This is a genomic window from Paenibacillus sp. FSL W8-0919, assembly GCF_038003785.1.
GTDB classification, from domain to species: Bacteria; Bacillota; Bacilli; order Paenibacillales; family Paenibacillaceae; genus Paenibacillus_AQ; species Paenibacillus_AQ lactis.
In genome coordinates this window covers 4,635,420-4,655,989 of sequence record NZ_JBBOPV010000001.1, presented here as the reverse complement: position 1 = coordinate 4,655,989, position 20,570 = coordinate 4,635,420, and the positions used below count along the sequence as shown (strand labels likewise).

Genomic DNA, 20,570 nt, shown 5'->3' with positions numbered 1-20,570 from the left:
GCGACGCCCCCCCCGATTGTAGAGATTGATTCGTCTCTCGATGATCGCGGTCAGTCTTTCGATGAGAAGCGTAAGCCCCCAGAAAATAGCTGCCGCCGCCAAGTACGATTCGAAGAACTTCCAGTTGGTCGAAGCCACGATCTGCGCCTGCGCGTTAATGTCCACAACCGACACAGTAAATGCCAAGGTCGAGCCATGAAGCATGCCGATCACCGAATTGGAGAGGTTTGGCAGGCTGACCGCCAAGGCTTGGGGGAATACGATCCTCCGCAGCGCTTGCCACGTCGTCATGCCGATCGAATAGGCTGGCTCCAGCTGTCCCCGGTTGACCGCGAGCAGGCCGGAACGGATCACTTCGGACATATACGCGCCTGCCGTAATTGAGAATGATATGAACGCAAACCAGATCATCGGGATGGAGGATGACTTAAAGCCCCAGCCCATCTGGGCGGACAGCGCATCCACCAGCACCGGCAGGCCGAAATAGATCAGCAGCAGATGCGTCAGCATGGGAGTGCCCCGGATAAAAGTCACGTAGGCAGTAGCGATCTGGCTGAGCACAGGCACCTTATAGATCCGGGCAAATGCGGCGATAAGCCCGATCATAAATCCGGCCGTGACCGATACGGCGGTGATCAACAGCGTTGTCGGGATCGCGGACAGCAAGTTTACAAATGCCGTCCATATGAAGGATGGATCGATTTTCACAGCTCCGCGCCTCCTTTTTCAGGTCTTATTCCGGCGATGATACGGCGGTAGGATAATTTCTCTTGCACACGGAATCTCTTGCGCGCCGCCGACTCCGGAACCTCGTGGCGCATCAGGCGCCGCTCCGCACGCAGCAGCAGTTTCTCAAGCGTGAAGCTGATGACAAGATAGATGAAAGCCAGCGCCAGATAAGCTTCGATAAAATGCTGGGTGATATTGCCCAGGGTTTGCGCTTTTCCCGTCATCTCCATGAGCCCGAGGGTAAACGCCAAGGAAGTATCCTTTAGCAGGGCAATCACCATATTCGAAAATACCGGAACCGCGATCGCGAGCGCTTGAGGGAGGACGATCCGAAGGAAGGCTTGATGTCCTTTCATCCCCATGGCGTACGCCGCTTCTACCTGGCCTCTGTCCACCGCGGTTACCGAAGCCCGGATCATCTCCGACATGAAGGCTCCGGTATGAAGCCCGTAAGTCAGGATCACGAATACCATGACAGGCGCCCGGGACAGGTCGATATGAACCAGCTTAAGGATCTCCGGCAGACCATAATAGAACAAGAAGAGCTGGATCAGAATCGGCGTTCCCCTGAAGAACGAAATGTACACCATGGAGAATGCGTTCAGCACCGGGATCCGGTAGAGGCGAGGAAGGGCAACCAGAAATCCGGCGACGATTCCCACCAGCAGAGAGCCTGCCACGATCAGCATCGTGACGCCTAACGTCGACAAGAGCTTGGGCAGAAAGCTAAATACATACGAGTAATCGAACGGTGCACCCATGGACCCCTTCTCCCTTCTACTAGGTTAATCTCATCATGGATTCGACGAGGTGAAGTCGTCGCCCAGCCATTCCTTGCTCAGCTTGGTCAGCGTTCCATCCGATTTCAGCTCCTTGATCGCATCGTCAACCGCATCCGACAGCTTCTGGCTGTCCGGGTCATCCTTGCGGAATACGAACAGGATGTCGGCCTCCGACAGGTGGTCGCCCGTTGTTTTCAGCTTTCCTTGCGGGTCGATCAGTGGCAGCGTAAAGTCCGCCCCGACGGTTGCATCCACCCGGCCCGTCGTAATCTGGCTCACGGTATCATTCGCCGCGCCGTTCTGATAGACAATGTTGATCGCATCGTTATTGTCCTTGTTGTAGTTCTCCAGAATCTGAGCAGCCGCACTGGTTGCACCGGTCAGTACCTTTTTGCCCTTCAAATCATTCAGCGATTGAATGGAGTCGTTCTCCTTGGCGACGATGATCTTATTCCGCCAGTAGGCGTAAGGCTCTTTATTGAACAGGTACTTTTCTGTTCGCTCCGGATTCTTCTCCATCTGGTGAGCTACAAAATCAATTTTCTTCGTTTCCAGGCTCAGCAGCAGATTGGAAAACTCCTGGGTCTGCAGCTCGAACTCATACTCCGGCAAACGTTGATCAATCTCCCGTACCAGTTCAACGTCAAAGCCGGTCAGCTTTCCGTTCTCGTCAATAAAGCAGATCCTTGGAAAGGCCGTGCCCGTGCCGACAACAATCTTCGTTACTTTTCCTTCCGCAGCGTTCGCCGTGCTATCTTTTTGCGCCTCTCCACTCTTCGTGCCTGTTCCGCATCCGGCGATCACCCCTGCCAATGCGATTACAACGGCTGCCACGATTGATTTCTTCACGACCTCATCCCCCTTCAATCTTGTCCCGATTCATAAATTAATAATTCCTATAGATTTAGTAAGAATTATGTTGTCACTAACTTTACCGCGATTTTGGAAACGCGTCTAATAGAGTTTTTCTATTCATCCATGCATTTCATCAATAGGACAATTCGCGGCCGAGCTCCAGCAAAGAATCCAGAAACCCATTGTTGTGCCCGTTCAAGGAGATGAGATGGGTCTGCAGGGAAATGCCTGCCGTCTCGGCAATATCAACGGGAATCAGGCTTCCCTCGGCTACCTCCTGCTGAGCGCATAGACCCGGAAGAAAGCAGATGCCTGCCCGCCCCAGCACAAGCTTCTTCGCCGTCTCGGAATTATCGACCTGAAACACGATATTCGGCGGCTGTTCCAGACTCTCGAATACCCGGTGAATCCTCAGCCAATCCAGCGAACCGCATTCGAAGAAGACCAGCGTCTCGTGCCGGATATCCCGAATGGAGGCTCTCCCGGCAGCAGCAAGTGGATGATCCTTATATACATAGAGGCGGATGGGATCTTCAAAGAACGGATAGGATTGAAACGCCGGATTCATCAGCTTGCGGACGAAGGCCAGATCGATGTCCTTGGACGTTATCTTGCCGGCCAGCTCTTCCGTGGGGCCGGTCGTCAGCTTGAAGTTCATCTCGGGAAACCGACGGTTGAGCACTATGAGCAGATAGGGCATTAAGTAATTGGATACCGAAACCGTGCTTCCGATTCTGAGCTCATTGGGCATGGACGCTTTGGATTGAAGATGGTGTTTCCCTTTTTGGAAGGTTTGGAGGATCTGCTGGGCATAGGGAAGGAATTGTTTGCCTTTGTCGGTCAGATGAATCTGTTTGCCCAAACGGTCGAACAGCCTGCAGTCGAGTTCCCTCTCCAGCGACTGGATGCGCGCAGTTACCGTCGGCTGGGATAGAAACAGAACGTCTGCCGCCTTGTTGAAGCTGCCGTAGTGGTTGATGTAGACAAAAGCCTCGATATTTTCGATGTTCAAGCTAACACCTCCGGGACCATAATTATACGCATTATACCTATGAATATAGATGGTTTTAAGACTGCAATTTACCTTATAAATTATCCTTATCTTAGGCAGTTGGAAAATTATTGTCAATCCAAATATGCTTATAGATTTTTTTAATGATAGTATTAATATTCTTGTTTTCCCATTTGTTTAATTGGAATAAACTGCTATACTAATCTCACCTTTTCAGGATATGGCCGTATCCTCTGAAGTTTAAATGACCAAAAAAAGGAGTGGTAGCGTTGAATTCAATCCAAGAAGTGATCGTACGGGATGCACATGAGTGGGAACGCGAGGCTGTTGCGGCTGTGATGCTGGAATCCTATCAGCAGTATGCCTTCGATCTGTCTGCGGAGCGATGGAAGGATTATCGGGATTCCATTAGGAATTCGGCTTACAGCCATGCGCCGCATGCCCGGATCGTCGCCGAGCTTGGCGGGGAAATCGTTGGCAGTGTGCAGCTCTTCCTCTCTTCGGAGGCCGCTTACGGAAAACCGGAGATGGGGATTCACTCGCCTATTATCCGCCTACTTGCCGTATCTCCGGGTTTCCGGGGGCGCGGGATCGCCACGCTGTTGATTCAAGAGGCTGCCCGCAGATCGATCCAGCTTGGCGCAACCACGCTGAATCTCCATACTTCCGACATGATGGCCTCTGCGGTGAAGCTATATGAGCGGCTCGGCTTTGAGCGGGCGTATGACACGGATATCTACAACGGAGAAAGTCTTGTAAAAGGATACCGGATCGAACTGCCCGGATCCTTGCTGCTACAAAGCGCCTTATGAAAAATAAAGGCCCTAGTAATCAGGTTCCTTATGTTCAATTGAGATTCTCATCTGTATTATAAATATCTTTCTGCAGCAACGCCTTTATCCAATTATGAAGCCATCCTGATATTTTTCTCGAAAGTTTGGCCAATTCGTAACGACTTCATTATGTCTACTTAAAAGCCCTGAAACTCTTTAATCCCTTGCTTATAAGAAGACCCGCCCTCAAGAACCGGGCAGGGTCGATATCATGAATGGAAGCAAGATCCTCGGGATGTTCCATGATGTATACCTCATACGGTGCAGGATCCAGTATTTTTCGCATAAGATGCATTACGCCGTCGCCGTTCTTGGGGTCGAAGTCCAGTATTGAAGCATAACCGTTCCGCCGATACATGTCAGCCAGCCAGGGATGCCGCGCGGCTGTCGCTAAAGTAACCGCAGGTGCTCGATGTCGTCAAGAAGGACGGACCGTTCGACCCAATCCATTAACTACGACCCAAGTTCCCTCGCTTGGAGCAAGGGATCCACCGCAAACCATTTTATAAAAGGCAGGGCCGTCACGTCCCGAACCTCTCCTTCCAGCGAATAGGTGAGCGTCGCCGCGATTTCACCGTCCTGCTCCAAGACATAGCATTCATTGCGCTGGATATTGGACGCGGCGAGTTCTGCCGTGGCGTTGGCGGCTGGCCATTTCAGTTCCAACTTCCGAATCGGTTCGTAGGCACGGAAAAGGATATCCCTTACCGTCGCAGCATCTTCCGCAGTTGCCAACCGTATGGTATCGCTAATCGAATATGCCCCCTTCCATTCTTTCATGATAATATTTCGACAGGAGCGGCTCTGGTTACTCCTTTTGAGCATGGGTTTCATACTTGAAACGATGGGCTCGGTTTGACAATATCCCTATTAAACGGGGGAGATTAGTCTATTTTAATTACAAAAAAAGGGGTATTGAATATGATCGAATACCGCAATAGCGTTTTTCTTTGTACCTCCGAAATCACTCTCGGATTAATAAGCGGAAAATGGAAGCCTTTGATTTTAAGTCATTTATCGAAACAAACCTACCGGTTCAACGAACTTCAGAAGCTGATGCCCGGAGCTACGCAAAAAATGCTGACGGTGCAGTTAAGAGACTTGGAAAACGACGGATTAATCGCCCGGAAAGTGTATGCGGTAGTTCCGCCAAAGGTCGAATATTCGCTAACCCAATTGGGAGAGGCGCTCATGGTTATATTAGTCCAGCTTCGCGACTTTGGGACAGAATATATGCGGTTATTTCCGGACGACGAACTGCCATCCGGAACACAAGAGCATGAGGTTAACGGTTAACAACTTGACGAGAATAGCTTCCATTCAACAGAATTACCCCTCTTAATTTACTACTTGCCAGATGCGGCGCCTCCACCTCATCGGCTTGTTCGTCAATGATTACAACCACATTGAGCGGAAACAGTTTGCCAAGCAGCGCCCACACAACAAGCGGATTGCCTCCAACCGAAATGTAGTGAACGCCGTCTTCATCAAACGCCGCGAGTCCTGTCACCCCCAAGATATCCGAAGCAGAGTGTTCGATCCATGCGGAACGGGCCGGCCAGGCTGTACTTTCCGCGGATACGTGGATTTGCTCAGGACGATACATATATCGGTGTCCTCGCATCGCCTGCCCAACATCCACACAATAATCGTAATTCCCATCCGACAATCTCAGATTTAATACAACCCGACCTTGTTCATTGGCTTCGGGTACGATATCTATTTCGTTTTGGAAACTTGCTTCATTGTTATTCTGTTGCTCTGATGTACGGGAACTTATCCAACTGCGGGTAACTGAGTAGTAATCCCCCTCAGCATAATCGAAGACAACGGAGTCAGCCCCCCCGGCCTTCTCATACGGCAATAGATGAGCGGGATGCCAGCAAAGTAAGCTTTTTGTGCGGTAATTGGTTTTCCAATTGCGGCAGGCAGCACCATCCCGAGACGGTATTGAAATCCGTATCCAATCATGGAGAGTTCAGGGCTTAGGAAACTTTGCGCGAAGCGTACAACCTCTTTGTGTGGCATTTGTTTGACCAACAGTTCTGTGAGGAAGCGATTCCGCGCCGGCTCGATAAATCGAAGTCCCTTCGCTTGATCCCCCTCCACGATCATAATAGGAACTTCCTCCCAGTTTTCAAAAGGCATCAACGCATCTCTCAGGAGGATAAGTTGGTGCAGATACTCATTAAACAACTGCATGATTTCGGGGCTGCCCTTAGGCCCCATTAAAATGCTCACCACCTCTGGCGTCCACCGATGATTGTCACACTGGCTTCTATGAACAAGCTGGAGTAAGGCTTTTTCTCCGTACATCAACCAAGCCGACTTCTCTAAATAATATTCTCGAGCCCAGTTTGACAATGTGTTTCCGATTTTTTGCGCCTGATCGAGGAACGGGAGTTTCGTTTCATCTTCCGAGGCGATCAAGGCCAACGGCAGAACGGCTTCTCTTCCGGAAACTCCTAAGCTGGATTGGAGATTCCTTAGCAGTGACTCAGCGGCTGCAGAGTCCCCAAGCTGTGAGCAAACCGCCTCGAGTAAGGCACTTGTTTCGCGGACGATATCTTTCGCGCGGTACACACCAACAGGGAGTTCCCATTGCTGTTTCTTTTGAAAGTCTACAGCACGAAACGTCGTAGTCTCGATATCCATTCGCGTCCCAAGTCGCAGGCTGCTATCCTCTATTTTGATCCGATATTCCAATTTATCTCCCCCTTTCGTTATTTCTGACTCAGTATAAATTCAATTGACATACTTGAAAAGTACGCACTTTGGGGTATGTCAATTTCAATTAAGTGACTTAGTTTCATGAAGGAAACCTTAGTTGCCGATAAAACAAAAAAGCCGCTAAAATAGCGACTTTCAATGTATCGTGTTCTTGTCTCCCGACGCTAACCCCCTTATCCCATGTCTTTCATTTTGAAGAAGCTATTGTCATCAACACGACTTCGGTCCTTGGTTTTGTACCGTTAGCGGCAACTGCTATATACGAAGGTGTTTTTGTGACCCACCTTAACGATACGATGAAGTCTGAACCTCCAAAGTTTCATTAAGGAACATGTTCTTGCCCTTCTTGAAATAACCTCGCTGAGGAAATCCACCATCGAAACCTCGCGCTTGAACTCCTTGATTACATTACCTTTCTTCCCAGTCATTAAGTCTAACTCTTCCCTATTCATGGTTACCACGAGGAGAGCCCTGTTCTTTTCCACTTGTTTTCGGTAACGCAAACATATACATAATCGTCGTCCCATGCTATCTGACCCTGACTACAGGCATCTGTGGATGAAGCTGGCGTATATTTGTCTCGGATTCGAAGCATACCCCCGTTTATATCTAGCTTGGTATCGGGGTCATTCGTTCCTAAACCGACATTACCGCTGCTGCGCTTTATGGTTAGCGGGGAATCAACGACTTTGCCGTCATCGTCAAAACGAACGAATTGCATGTCGGCTCCGGAATTGTCCCCCGGTTCTTCGGATCTATCTGCCCGAAGGGCCCATCTCGTTATCGTCTCATTTTCCTTGCCGGCTACACTGAACTGGATATCCCGGTTAGTCCCTCTTTCCCCTGCGACTCGCAGTATGCCGCTCATTACATTGAAGTTGGAAGAATGTGTACGAATCTCGCTAACGTCAGTATCGTAGGGAATTTCAAACCGGGTAAACAGTTGGTTCGGATATTCACCCGTTGGCGACATCGTCGTCTCGAATGAGATATGCTTATGGTCTTGTTGCTCCGGATTGTTAGCCTTGTCATGCGAAATGATCGCCGTTTTGTTCATTCCCTTCTCGTCGAGCCAAACGATTGCAGGCTTAGCCCTTTCCGCCGTCCATTGAAGCCGAATCAGATCAGACTGATGCCCTTCTTCCTCAACCCACCTCTGATCAGTAGACATATGTAGTCGGTCATTATGTGGTACGCGAATATTGTTATCGGATTGTTTAAGTTCGCTTAAGTTTATCTCCGATTCTTGGTTCTGAACGGTACAGCCAATGCCCAACAAGCAGATGCCGCCTACTATCATCATAATCGTCCTAATGTACTTCAAAGCGTTTCCCTCCGTTGTCGTAAATTCGAACTCGTTACGTAATAAGACTGATCGTATTATATTCAACAGAGGTCGTATACCCATTTCATCAAACTTCCCGGAAAAATGATTCTTTTCGTCTATGCTATCAAAAAAGCACTCCACCAGACAGAAAGTCCTACAAAATCGTTTTATGGCAATCGGTACAAGTGCTTGTCTTTCCTCTCGGAAACATAATTGTTTGCGTTCAACCAGATCAGCTTCCCTGAACGGACATTGGGTTCACCGATAATTATTAACCTTGTAAAAGTGACCCTGATTGCCATTAAGCATCAGGGTCATTTTCGGGTGTTTTATAAATGATTACATTTTTCTTCTCACGTTTTAATCTTCCAAGGAATGATATTTCAATTGCACTGGCAAATATCCCGTATTTCGCTCAATTATCAAAAACATTGCTCAATCTCTGCTAGTCCATAATCATATCAACAACTTTTTTAGCGAACGCAGCATAGGATTCGATTTGGTCCGGATTTCGATCAATGGCCCATCTGAGGTTATCAAACGCGCTTAATAGCAGCAAATGTTTCATTTCAGTTAGGTTTTCTACACTTATTCCGTACCCGTCTAAAAATGCTTTGAATTCTTCTATACTCGGATTTCCGTCTAGGATATGGCACCGCATCAACCAAATAATTTCTCCATGCGGTACCGTTCTTACTTCTGCATTGCCCCAATCCAATAATATTACTTGTCCCGTCTGATTGACTATCGTATTCTTCAATGAAATATCTCCATGGGTTAAACCGAAGCGGAACGTTTCTTTTTTCAAATTTTCAAACAGTTTTCGCACTCTCTGCGATTTTATTTGATTGATTACTCCAAGCTCAATCAACTGATCATTCTCCGTCAAACTATTGATATTATACTGCACATATCCTAGCCAACTGCCGTCCGATCCTGCGTGAGAGGGTGAATGAAACTCACCATGGACTGGATCAATCAGATTTTCCCCATATCCCTTCACTGGGATCGAATGAATAAGTTTCGCATATTTGCCAAGTTGCCTCCAAACATCGGACTTATTAACCTTACTATCTACTCCATTGTCTCCATCAACGAAAGCTTGAATCATATATGCGGTTCTATCAATTATGCCAATGGACAACACCTCAGGTCCGGGAATGCCAATTGCGGCAGCTTGTTCAATACACCATTTTTCTTTCACATAGCTTGGATATGTACCTGAGTCGTTCATGCGAACAACGACTTTACGACTCTCTGTTTCGACTACGAAAACCTGATTTACGAAGCCTTTCCCTATGATCTGGTATGATGTTTTTACTTTTTCAAGAAGAAAATCGCTTGCAATTCGTTCTGCTTGTATGTCTCCCACGGTTTTTTCACCCCCAGAAGTGTCGTGTTTCGAATAGTTTACCACACACTTTTTTTGGGGAGAAAGTACGTTTATCACTAAACTAACCTGCCCGTTAGTTGAATAAAGCCAGCGGGCTTCTTGTTCATTATTGAACTGTCGTCTCCGTTAGCGTAACATCGTCTATAATTTTTATACTACAAATACCCCGACTATTACAGCGATTACAATCATAATTCTTTACGTCAAAATGAAAAAAACACCGTCATAAAAACATGACGGGTTTTTTTGACTTTTATTTTGAAACGTAACTCTCCGACGTGTTGGCTGAAGTTCCTTGTTCAAGATTAGTCGCTTAGATCATCGCGGTCAGTAATATGTATAACAAAAGCATACGAGGTATATCCTGCCTCCCAGTCCGAATTAACTAAGATGGTATATACCCCCAGTTCCGTTGGCAGCTGTACTCGATGATCAACCGCCATCATTTCGACATACTGCTCAGTGCCGTTACCCGAATCAAAGACGTTGAATATCTTCAATCCGTCAGGCTCCAATCCAGCCGGATAAGTTATGACGATATTTGAGCCAGGCCTCACGCTAACCGGCGGATACCGGGCTTCGGACACCCATTGCTCTACCGGATCGTTCACTTCCAGGCATCCATTCCAGCAAGAGCTTCCCTGCAGCAGCGGTATCTCCTGCATCCATACGGTACCATCCTTGTACTCGTTCTCATAAGCAATGGACGGAACGGGTGCCTCTATTTGTTCATCGAATGCTAAGCTTTGCTGCTTGATCGAGATTAATTCCTTGTTCTCGTCATAATAAACTTCGGCATGCATTTCTTCCCCTACAAGGCGAAGCGGGACGTAGATGTTTCCGTTGTAGTTAATTACAGGAAGCCTGACGGTTTTACCGTTAATCTCAAATTTCCCGGAAGACAGGAAGTCAATCGAGGAGCTTGCGCCGTAAGCGGCCAAACCGATCACAGCTAACAAACCGAACCATATCCATACCCATACATATTTCCGCAAATCGCCCTCTTCGCTCCCTTCGATAGTCGGTCATACCATTTTTATTCAGGTACTTGCATGCCTCGCGGCAGTCGTACTTCAAAAGCTGTACGAATCAAGCTGCTGTCGGCCGTGATCGTTCCATGATGCTGCATCACGATATTTTTCGAGATAAATAAGCCAAGGCCTGTGCTGCCCTCCCGATGAATCCGGGATTTATCGCCGGTGTAAAACATGTCGAATAAATGCGGCAGTTCGTTCGGATGGATGGGCTCGCCAAAGTTGATCACCTGAACTACCGCTACTTCTGCTTCAAGGAAAGCATGAATATCTACAAACTGACCGTCGTTGCCGTAACGAATCGCATTGGTCAGCAAATTTTCAAACACGCGTGCCAGCAAGTCGCCATCGCCCGAAATGATCAGATGCGGAGTAACGTGCAATCGGGCCTTCAGTTTGTTTTTCTCAAAAACCGGAAGTAATTCTTCGCTTAACTGCGTCAGGAGCTCGCTTAAGTCGATGGGTCGTTTTTCGACTGGCAGCATACCGTAATTCATTCTCGTGATTTCGAACAATTCGTCGATCAGCTTCTCCAAGCGCTTCGACTTCGCGAAAGCAATGCCCGTATAATGCCGAACCTGTTCTTTGGTCAATAACTCGTCCCTGAGAATGAAATCCAGATAACCGATAACGGAAGTGAGCGGCGTACGCAAATCATGGGCCAAATTCAGTATCAGTTGATCTTTGCTGCTCTCGGCAAAATCTCCCCTCGCCACCGCTTGCTTGAGCATCTCCCCGGTCAGATTGATATCCGCTGCGATATCCCCGAATTCGTCCCGGGTCGCAATCGAAACCCGCTTGTCAAACTCGCCGTTGGCGAGGTGCCGAATCCCCGCAGAAATTTCATTGAAATAAGCCACATAAGGCTTCGTAAGCAGAAAGAAAAAAAAGACCGCCAGCGGGATAAAAAATATCAGGAAAAAATTAATATCCCCGACCGTTCTTATGAACAAACGGACATAAGCCAGCGGATCCTCGAATTTAACCTGAGTTCGGTAATAATATTGCAGAATTTTGTATAGTGCGAACATGATGATGCCGGATAAGAGCATGCTCAAGCCAAAGAGCACAATCATTTTGGAGCGGAAGCTTTGTATCAAATTAGCCATTGAACGTATAGCCTACCCCCCAAACCGTTTTGATCAGCTTGTTTTTGTTCGTATCTTCATGCAGCTTTTTCCGCAAAGTCCGAATATGCACCATAACCGTATTGCTTGTTTCAAAGTAGGCCTCGCCCCATACGTGCTGGAATATATTTTCCGTACTAAACACCTTTTTTGGGTAACTGGCCAGTAAATGCAAAATGTCAAATTCTTTAGGCGTCAGCTCGATCGTTTCGCCATACAGGGTCACCATCCGCTGATCGGGGTAAATGACCACCCCTCCCGCTTCCAGCGCGGGTTTGCCGGAAATCATCGGTTGGCTCATTTGCATATAACGGCGAAGGTGGGCATTCACACGCGCGATCAGCTCCATCGGGTTGAAAGGCTTGGTCATATAATCGTCTGCGCCTCTCACCAGCCCAGCAATTTTATCAAGATCGGACGTTTTGGCGCTCAAAAAAATAATCGGCATTTGATTCCGTTCCCGAATTTGCCGGATGACTTCATAACCATCCAGCTTGGGCATCATAATATCCAGTATCGCCAGATCGATGGAATGCGTTTGAGCTGATTGTACCGCCTCCTGCCCGTCCGCCACTTTAAGGACATCATAGCCTTCTTTTTTTAAGTGCAGCTCAATCAGGTCCGCAATTTCTGGCTCATCGTCCGCGATAAGAATTGTAATCCGCTTCATGGTATCCATCCTCTTCGTTCACTTTGCAACTTTATTGAAACTTGAGACTATAAGCAGGAGGGTTCGTAAATTCAATCCAACAGCTTGCTTGTAAGCACCTCCCGACTATACCAGTCTAACTGGAATATCTTAAGAATCCTTTTGGAATTCTTAAAGAGTTATTAAAGTTACAGTTGTAAACTGAAAGAAAGGGTTCAAAAACACCCCCGAATATAGTCTTCCATCTTCAGGGGTGTTGCCCTCTATCTACCTGTGTCTAGATATAGTATTTAATCGCTATCCGGCTTGTTCACCTGATTCTCTTCATAAATAATCGGATACGATTGGCTTCCGATCAACATTCTCCGACCTTGGAACTCATCATACAGATTGATGCGAACTCCCCCTCCGCTTACATTATTGCGGAAATTGTTATTCACTGTAATGGAGTATGATTTATTATTGCCGATGAACAAATCGGTGCCGAGCGTTAATGTCTTCTCCGTGGATTGTCCGTTCGGGTCAATAATCTCCATAATGAGTTTATGTTCATATTCACCTGTCTCGTAATCGCCATTCCTTATGAGATTATAATGAATAACGGTATTGAGCATGTCTTTTCCCTCACTAAGTCTAGCTTCTCCTCTCGTGATGGAGAGTTTATAAGGAAACAATTCCACATTCCCTAGATTCGTTGCTGGTTGGATAGCTCTAGGGTTAAGCGCTAATCCCACTGTATTGATCGATCCAATGACTTCCGTTGATTCTTCCTCAAGATCGGTCAGCTTTCGGCCTGCTACACCTTCGCCGACATACAATACAAGCTGTGAAGTATTCACATTCAGCGGAAGCTTGCTCCAAACGGTCACCAGATTTTTTCCTTTCGGGCTTGTTTTGACGGACGATTGATTGACCTCTGCCTCATAATACTCGTTGTCCGGTGTTTTGTAGTAAGCCACCAGCTGCGCCTGCATGGATTGACGTGTTTCCTGACTGGCCATCTCCAGTTCCGTGTATATCAAATTGGAGCTGCTGTCCTGGTACACGGTACTCATTCGTTCACGGACCTCCGCTTTCTTGCCCGGCGTATGGATCAGATAAGAATCACCTGCAGCAACCTGGTTCACCACATTGTTGACCGCTCGGGTATTTAGCGACAGAAATCTCGTGACGTCCTCTCCTGAACTTTCCTGAAGCTCAATGCGTAATTGATTGAAATTATAGGAATAGGGCACATTGGCAAGTACATATAGCTCTACGGTTTCATTAGGCGCCAGAGTCGTCTGATCATTCGGTATCACGATTTGAGCTGTACTGCTGATGTCACGCATATCAGCCTTAACTTGGGCTTTGAGTTCCGGCAGCTGTACGGTTAACGCTTTGGTGTTGCGAATGCTGATTCGGGCTGCAATCTGATCCCCATCTCCCCAAGGCAGCCGCTGGTATGAACTCAGCTTTACGCCGAATGTGCCATGATCGTTCTCGATGATATTCTCCGAGCCCAGATGGCTTCTGCCTTCCTGAGCATAGGGAATTTTATAGCGGGCTGTCGGGAAGCTGATCTTCCCCTCCACCGCAGGCTCCGTTAATTGCAGCTGCAACATATTCTGTTTCATGTGCAATGGTACATCTGCACGGAGATCAATCAGCTTTTCTTCTAACGGCTTCAGCGTAACATTGGCAAGTGCCTTCGCATTCACCGGGATGCTGTAGCCTTCATTCGTGTGGATGGAAAGCTCATAAGCCGGCAGCTTCAATGATTTTTCGCCAAGATTTTTAACTCGGAATTGTATGCTCCATTTCCCGGTATCGTTCTCAGCATATACGGAAGCGCTTTTCAACTGCGTTTCAATCATAAGGTGATTAACGGATATTTTTTTGACGGCATAATCCGCCGCAGGCACATCAGCCGTAACGGAAGGCAGCTTGAAGGTTTTTACTGGCAGCGTCATTTTTAAAGCTTCATCTTCCAGCATGAATTGCATCATCATATTGTCGGTTTTGAGTTTGGACGGAACCTCTGCCAGATAATAAATCGTTCGCTTCTGCCCTGGCTGAATCTTGAAGCTGGCTCCTGTTTCGTCCTCAGGCACAAGGTCGAACACCGAGCCGCCGGCCGACTTCAGTTGCACTTTAAATCCAGGATCACTTAGCACCTTCTTACCTCCGTTTGCATAATTGACCCCCACCCTCAAATACACTTTCCCATTATGCTTCATACGCTGCATTTTTTCTGCCTTGACCGTTACAGGCTGCTGTTTCATCATAAGCTTAGCGCTTTTGCCTTTAGCCACGGCAATATCCGAAGCTCCGCAGGAAGTTTGAACGATTGCAACGGAAGTTGCATTTTCAAGGTTTCGTCTTCCTGAGCCAGCTGCAGCGTCATGCCACGGGTCTTCATCGTGGAAGGAATTTCTGTCCAATAGTAGATGGTTCTGCTCTCCTGAGGCTGGAGCTTGTAGCCAGTGCTAGACGATTCAGGCAAGAGTTCAAATATCGAGCCGCCAGCCGATTTTAGATATGCTTTATATCCTGGATCGCTAAGCACCTTGGTTCCTCCATTCGAGAGCTTCATGCCCAACTTTATATATACTTTTCCGTTGATTGTATACCTCTGTACCGTATCTGCCTTGGCCGTAACTGAAATATTATTCATCTTCATCTTCTTGCTCTTGCCTACAGGGACTACAGATGAGTACTGAGCCGGAATCGTGAAACCTCCCAGCTTCTTCTCATAAGTGGCGCTGCTAAAATCCCATCCGAACATGGAAACCTTCATTCCGTTTACCTGTGCCGATCGTCCAATGTTCACATAGTACGTCACGGATTGACTGCTATTTGCAGGCAACGTTCTTTTACCAGCATCACTCGTAACAACTTTTCCTTTTATGATGGTGCCACTCGGAGTGGATAGCTTGGAAAAATAATCGATTAGATCTACTCTACTGCCACTATTATTACTGTAACGAAGTGTGTACGTGAGAATATTCCCGTCAGGATGAACAGAAATATTCATATCCGTCAGCTTCACACTGACGCTCTGCTTCAATGTGACCGAGCCGAGTTTATCCAGTGTGAACATAGATGCGCCTGAAGCTGATTTGGAAACAGACGAATCAGCTGCGGATGTCCCGTATGCGTCAAAGACAAACGATTGACTTAACATCGCAGCGCATAGCATCATTGCTATGCATGTCTTTTTTTGCCTGTGCATAAATGCACCTCCCTGTATTTGGCTTTCTCTCTTTCTGTGAAATAGGAAGCAGCGCACAAATGTGAGCTGCTTCCTGGATGATCTACCTATTCGTTTAAATAGGTGGTGACTCGGTTCTGGATCAGCTTCGCCACTTCCTCTGCAGTTTTCTGTCCGCTGAAGTACGCCATGGACTCTTCACCCGCAATAGATATCACTTTACTGTCCAGATCCACGTATTGATCGGCGGACTGAACCATTTGTTTAAACACATTGAATTGTTCGTCGGGTACTTCGGCCGGCTGCCCATTCGGAAGCTTATAATCGCCGCTTTCCACTTTTTCCTGAAGGTCATTTATCAGCTTTTCATTCACGGATTTAAGCATCGAGAACCCTTCTCTTTCCTGCAGTAATTGTGCTTCTTCTGACAATAGGAAGGTGATGAACTTCCAAGCTTCGTCTTGTGCTGGCGATTTGGCATGAATCGCGAACTGGGTTGAAGTAAAGACTCGCGCTCCTTTTTGCGCGGTTTCTCCCGCTCGGGGTAACAGCATGATCTTTGGATGATCGAACAGCATATAAGGGCCGTCGATGAAATCAAGCGGTGACCTAATCGGGGTTGAACTGAACAATTGTTGACCCGGCTGTGCCTCGTCAGCGGTTATAATCTTCTCATCATTCATTTCCATGGCCTGCTGAAGCAAATCCACAAATTCCGGAGAGTCGAACAATGCCTTTTTGGCGGAAGGTTCAACAAATGCAGCGTAGTTTTCATAGAGCATTTCTTGGAAGAGGTATTCCGGCGGATAGGACGCCAATGCATAAACCTCGGGGATACCGTTCTCCTTTGCCTTACGGATCACTTCCTTTGAAACCTTCTCGAACTTCTTCCAATCCCAGGTTTTATCATCGATTGCCACATTAGCGTTGTCCAACATGTCCCCATTACCAACCAATACTCTCAAGGAGTATCCCAAAGGGATGGTATACAGTCCGTCATTCAGTTTCAGACCGTCCAAAATATTCATTTGCAAATCGTCTTTATGGAGTGTCTGGTCTTGTTCCAGCAAATCATTCATATTGAGTAGGAAGCCTTTGCTCACATATTCTTTAACAGGCAAGCCGCCAACTTCAATGATATCCATCCCGTTTCCTGATAACATGGCTGTATTCGTTGCAGTACGATACTTCTCGAAATCCCCAGGTCCCCTTTGTTCACCCATGCTTTTATATGCATGGATCTGCAGGTCGATATCCGGGTATTTCTCTTCGAACTTTTTTTCCAGCGTTTGATAGAACGGAGTCGACTCTGTCAGTGACAGGGTAAGCACCGTTTTTCCCTCTTTCGTTGCGGGCTTATCCGCGTTCCCGCCTTCTCCTGACCCGCAAGCGGTTAAACTCGCGATCAAAGCTCCCATAGAAATAAGTAAATGCCATTTTTTCATCGTATAATTTCCTCCTGATATGTTCTGTTTACAACGCCTATTCCAAGCGTACTCGGTTGCCATCCTGCAGAGGCTCGCTGCTTTTCAGAATGATCTTATCTTGTTCATAAATGCTATCCGTTTGGATCATCGTTTCTTTGTCATTTCGCTCGCTGAACTTGATGTTGACTTTTCGGGCAACAAAAACGTTACCGAGTGCACCTGGCTGCTCTTCGACTACAAAAACGTACATACCTTCCCGGTCCTGATGAACAGCTTCATTAGAAACAAGCAGCCCTTGATAGAGAGAGCTTTTCTCGATGTTAATTCGAGCCTGCTCACCTCCTTTCAGCTTGGTGTTTATGAGTTTAATGCGAATTCTCTTTTGAGGGACGGTTACCGTCTCCGTTCCTTCGGTTGCCCCCTCAATCATCGGTTCCGCATTGGTGATTTCTTCAATTACACCTTCCATGACATTGGCTTGCTGCTCTTTATCTGTGTGGACTTCTACCTCGATCCGCTCACCAACGGATATCCCAATACTGGACAAACGTTTTGCATCAGCGCCGACTTCAAACCTATAGCCTTGGCTGCTATTTGAGACAATGACATCCGGCTCGCCCGCAGATGCAAGACCTTCAACCGCATTCAGCTTCGTGACAATACCGTCAAAGGGAGCGGTAAGCATCTGGTCTTTTGCCAGTCGTTCTTTCATCTCGTTGATCTTACGTTCTTGCGCAGCGATATCGAGTTTCCCTTTTTCAACTTCACGTTTTGCGCTGCGCAGTTTAAGCTCATCCTCCCCAATGGAAGATTGAATAAACTGATCCTGAAGATTTTGCTGCTCAATCCTTTGCTTTTCCAGATTCGTTACTTCAAGTTCGATTTCTTGTCTTGCCGCTACGTTGTCATAAGCGATAAGCTTCTGTCCCTTCTTAACACGTTCACCTTCTTTTACGTAAATCTGCTGAGCCTTCCAGTCGTTTGAACTGGATAGTTTAGCTTCGGCGATCGGCTGAAGTATTCCGCTTCCCGCGATCGATAGCTCAATGCCTCCCTGTTTCGGCTGTTCCGTGGTCACCTTGGGCAAGGTCAACGACTGCAGCGTGTTACTGAACAATGTAAACAACAGCAGCACCCCCATAAAACCCATGAACACGATTTGAAGGATTCGCTTTCGTCTTTGGTCAGCTAACCCTTTTCCAAGCTCCATATCCTTTCTTCTCCTCCTAAAAAAACCGTCCTAATAAGCTAACCCTTAATACCTGACAATTGAATGCCCTCTATGAAATACGACTCCGCATACAGAAATAACATTACCATCGGGGCCATATAGATCATGGATGCAGCAAAGGCAATCCCCCGGTCGCTATCATTAATCCTGGATAAAAAGACGGACAGCGGCTGCTTGAACGGGTCGTCCAAAAAAATAAGTGGCTGTTCCACCATGTTCCAATAATCAACGAACAGCAAGATCACAAGTGCGGCCAATCCCGGCTTGATCATCGGAACAATCATCGTTATAAAAATCCGCAAATGTCCGGCACCGTCGATTTTGGCTGCTTCAATGTAGGCATAGGGAATGTCCAGCATGAACTGTCTGAGCATAAATACACCAAAAGCTGCGAAAATACCAGGAACAATGATGGCGCCCGTACTATTCAGCATGCCAAGCTTATCGACCATAATATAATTGGGTACCAGCGTGACTTGGAACGGCATGAGCATCGTCATGACATAGACCAAAAACATCGTATCCCGGCCGCGGAAAATCAGCTTGGAAAATGCATAAGCAGCCAGTGCCGCGACGAGTGTCTGACCTACAATAATCGGCATCACCATGAACACGGAGTTCCAGAACATCGTCAGATACTTCGGGTTGTCAATGAAAACCTTCCCATACTGTGCAAAAGACACCTTGTCCGGAATCAGTTTCAGGTTCGCAAAGGAGCCGTCTCTACCCGCAGTCGTTTCATTCATTTGTCCGATGAGGCCATAATTGATTTCAATTTCCAGTTCTGTCATCAATGAATTTGTGAATGTAATCACAATTGGGGATATTAAGATCATAGCAATAACACCCATGACAAACGTTAAAGCACTTTTTTTCAATATGTAGGCTACTTGCACAGACTTCGCTCCACCTCCTATTCCATGTACTGCCGATGTCGGCGCTCAATCGCAAACAGCACTAGTACAATCAGTAAAATACAGAGAAACATCAGGGTTGCCGCCGCAGTCAGCTTTTGAATGTCGAGCGACACGAACATATTGTTCATGTAATGCTGCATCATATAAATGCTGTCATGGGGGTAATCACCTGCGATCAGATACGTTTCACGGAACACTTTGAATGAATTGATAATGGACATGATCACAACAAAAAACATCGTGGAAGTCAGATAGACCAGAGTAATACTTCGGAATTGCCGTAAACGACCAGCCCCCTCAATCCGGGCCGTTTCGTAGTAATCCTTCGGAATTTGCTGTAGTCCCGCCAGGAATAAAATGACGTTGTAACCGATGTTCTTCCATAGGTACACAATGATTACGACCCAACGTGCCGATTCCGTCTTCATCCAGTCCACCCGTTCAAATCCGAAGCTGTTCAGCCATGCGTTCAGGGAGCCGTTCCAATCAAACAGCAGCTGCCAGATCATGATGATGGAGGCGACGGGCACAACAAGCGGCATAACATAAGCTGTACGTAGCCATTTTTGAATATATGTATTCTTATTCAGCAGCATCGCTAACCCGAGTGACAGCATGACCATAAGCGGAACACTGACCGCGCTGAAGTAAAACGTGTTGGATACCGCCTTGCGGAAGGAACCACTTTCAAGCAGTTCCAGGTAATTATCGAATCCCACAAATTCGCCGCCCAACGATTGGCTCATAAAGGAATAATACATACCCATGGCAAACGGGATAAGATAAAAGAGTGCAAATCCGATACCGCTTGGTACGAGAAAAAACATGGCCGCCGAAGCATCCTTACGGAGCCATTTTTTCATGATTGACTGATCCTTCCTTTCTCAGTAAAGTTTCGACCTCCATCCTGGCCTGTTGCGCTCCCCACTGCATTTAGAATAAATAAGATTGCTTAAGAAAAAAGTGTGGGAAATATTAAAAATACTTAAAATATTGAAGTGACTAGGCGATTTCGTTACAAACAAAAGTGGTACAACAAAAAGCACCTGAAAGTATCAGGTGCTTTTTTCGTGTATTTCAGAGATACGATTCTAGTAAGCCAATCCAGCTTCAAGCTTCACAATACGACCCGCTTTTCTGCGGCAATTCTGTACCCGACGCAGCAGCGACCGAATCCGAATTACAAGCTCCTGCGGATCGAAAGGCTTCACCAGATAATCATCACGTCTAACACGCGAAACTTCCATATTATACTAAAAGTGCACCCCCTAGGATTCATCGGATACCACTAGGGGCTTATCCCATGTCCGCTCTAAGGGGTGCACTTCATT

Annotated in this window: 19 protein-coding genes and 1 pseudogene; 2 read left to right on the top strand and 18 right to left on the bottom strand. The window is 47.0% G+C overall.

What is annotated here, in order from left to right:
* Window positions 1–6 precede the first annotated feature (6 nt).
* The 4 genes and pseudogenes from NST44_RS21100 to NST44_RS21085 all read right to left on the bottom strand — a co-directional run.
* Window positions 7–708: pseudogene (locus tag NST44_RS21100) on the bottom strand (amino acid ABC transporter permease); the annotation flags it as partial.
* Entirely contained in the window at window positions 705–1,490 is a 786-nt protein-coding gene (locus NST44_RS21095) for an amino acid ABC transporter permease (RefSeq protein WP_210095523.1), read from the bottom strand. The gene NST44_RS21095 and the pseudogene NST44_RS21100, both read right to left, overlap by 4 nt.
* A 33-nt stretch (window positions 1,491–1,523) precedes the next feature.
* Window positions 1,524–2,360: a transporter substrate-binding domain-containing protein gene (locus tag NST44_RS21090; RefSeq protein WP_090911061.1), complete on the bottom strand. Its 837-nt coding sequence runs from the start codon at window positions 2,358–2,360 to the stop codon at window positions 1,524–1,526.
* Between the two features lie 139 nt (window positions 2,361–2,499).
* Window positions 2,500–3,378 (bottom strand): LysR family transcriptional regulator, encoded by an 879-nt coding sequence (locus tag NST44_RS21085; protein WP_210095524.1) that lies wholly within the window; start codon window positions 3,376–3,378, stop codon window positions 2,500–2,502.
* Between the two features lie 269 nt (window positions 3,379–3,647).
* On the opposite strand from NST44_RS21085, the gene NST44_RS21080 reads away from it, so the two are divergent.
* A complete protein-coding gene (locus NST44_RS21080) occupies window positions 3,648–4,190 on the top strand; it encodes a GNAT family N-acetyltransferase (protein ID WP_007131441.1) in 543 nt (180 codons plus the stop codon).
* Window positions 4,191–4,664: 474 nt separating this feature from the next.
* On the opposite strand, the gene NST44_RS21075 is transcribed toward NST44_RS21080, so the two are convergent.
* On the bottom strand, window positions 4,665–4,991 hold the full coding sequence (locus tag NST44_RS21075) for a hypothetical protein (RefSeq protein WP_244152755.1): 327 nt from the start codon (window positions 4,989–4,991) through the stop codon (window positions 4,665–4,667).
* Between the two features lie 141 nt (window positions 4,992–5,132).
* On the opposite strand from NST44_RS21075, the gene NST44_RS21070 reads away from it, so the two are divergent.
* Window positions 5,133–5,507: a winged helix-turn-helix transcriptional regulator gene (locus tag NST44_RS21070; RefSeq protein ID WP_007131443.1), complete on the top strand. Its 375-nt coding sequence runs from the start codon at window positions 5,133–5,135 to the stop codon at window positions 5,505–5,507.
* Here the strand turns inward: NST44_RS21070 and NST44_RS21065 are convergent.
* The 13 genes from NST44_RS21065 to NST44_RS21005 all read right to left on the bottom strand — a co-directional run bounded on the left by NST44_RS21065 (window position 5,497) and on the right by NST44_RS21005 (window position 20,102).
* The gene (locus tag NST44_RS21065) at window positions 5,497–5,835 is read right to left on the bottom strand and encodes a hypothetical protein (protein WP_138919349.1); all 339 of its coding nucleotides are present in this window, start codon (window positions 5,833–5,835) and stop codon (window positions 5,497–5,499) included. The two genes, NST44_RS21070 and NST44_RS21065, sit on opposite strands and share 11 nt — an antisense overlap.
* Before the next feature lie 152 nt (window positions 5,836–5,987).
* Window positions 5,988–6,917, bottom strand: coding sequence for a hypothetical protein (locus NST44_RS21060; RefSeq protein ID WP_007131445.1), 930 nt, complete (start codon window positions 6,915–6,917; stop codon window positions 5,988–5,990).
* Between the two features lie 478 nt (window positions 6,918–7,395).
* Window positions 7,396–8,265 carry a hypothetical protein gene (locus tag NST44_RS21055; protein WP_340900530.1) on the bottom strand — a complete coding sequence of 290 codons (870 nt, stop codon included), beginning with the start codon at window positions 8,263–8,265 and terminating at the stop codon, window positions 7,396–7,398.
* Between the two features lie 448 nt (window positions 8,266–8,713).
* Window positions 8,714–9,640: a phosphotransferase family protein gene (locus NST44_RS21050; protein WP_007131447.1), complete on the bottom strand. Its 927-nt coding sequence runs from the start codon at window positions 9,638–9,640 to the stop codon at window positions 8,714–8,716.
* A gap of 326 nt (window positions 9,641–9,966) precedes the next feature.
* The gene (locus NST44_RS21045) at window positions 9,967–10,656 is read right to left on the bottom strand and encodes a stalk domain-containing protein (protein WP_213614147.1); all 690 of its coding nucleotides are present in this window, start codon (window positions 10,654–10,656) and stop codon (window positions 9,967–9,969) included.
* A 41-nt stretch (window positions 10,657–10,697) separates the two neighbouring features.
* Entirely contained in the window at window positions 10,698–11,804 is a 1,107-nt protein-coding gene (locus tag NST44_RS21040) for a sensor histidine kinase (protein WP_210095697.1), read from the bottom strand.
* Window positions 11,797–12,492 carry a response regulator transcription factor gene (locus NST44_RS21035; RefSeq protein ID WP_340900529.1) on the bottom strand — a complete coding sequence of 232 codons (696 nt, stop codon included), beginning with the start codon at window positions 12,490–12,492 and terminating at the stop codon, window positions 11,797–11,799. The genes NST44_RS21040 and NST44_RS21035 overlap by 8 nt, the downstream gene beginning before the upstream one ends.
* 269 nt (window positions 12,493–12,761) lie before the next feature.
* Window positions 12,762–14,627 carry a hypothetical protein gene (locus tag NST44_RS21030; RefSeq protein ID WP_340900527.1) on the bottom strand — a complete coding sequence of 622 codons (1,866 nt, stop codon included), beginning with the start codon at window positions 14,625–14,627 and terminating at the stop codon, window positions 12,762–12,764.
* Window positions 14,628–14,734: 107 nt separating this feature from the next.
* Window positions 14,735–15,685 carry a hypothetical protein gene (locus NST44_RS21025; protein ID WP_007131452.1) on the bottom strand — a complete coding sequence of 317 codons (951 nt, stop codon included), beginning with the start codon at window positions 15,683–15,685 and terminating at the stop codon, window positions 14,735–14,737.
* Between the two features lie 86 nt (window positions 15,686–15,771).
* Window positions 15,772–17,109 (bottom strand): ABC transporter substrate-binding protein, encoded by a 1,338-nt coding sequence (locus NST44_RS21020; RefSeq protein ID WP_340900526.1) that lies wholly within the window; start codon window positions 17,107–17,109, stop codon window positions 15,772–15,774.
* Between the two features lie 37 nt (window positions 17,110–17,146).
* Complete coding sequence (locus tag NST44_RS21015) at window positions 17,147–18,301, bottom strand: efflux RND transporter periplasmic adaptor subunit (protein WP_340900525.1); 1,155 nt, start codon at window positions 18,299–18,301, stop codon at window positions 17,147–17,149.
* A gap of 38 nt (window positions 18,302–18,339) precedes the next feature.
* Complete coding sequence (locus tag NST44_RS21010) at window positions 18,340–19,158, bottom strand: carbohydrate ABC transporter permease (RefSeq protein ID WP_340900523.1); 819 nt, start codon at window positions 19,156–19,158, stop codon at window positions 18,340–18,342.
* 77 nt (window positions 19,159–19,235) lie between these two features.
* Window positions 19,236–20,102, bottom strand: a complete 867-nt coding sequence (locus NST44_RS21005; protein ID WP_213614154.1) for a carbohydrate ABC transporter permease — start codon at window positions 20,100–20,102, stop codon at window positions 19,236–19,238.
* Window positions 20,103–20,570: the final 468 nt, after the last annotated feature.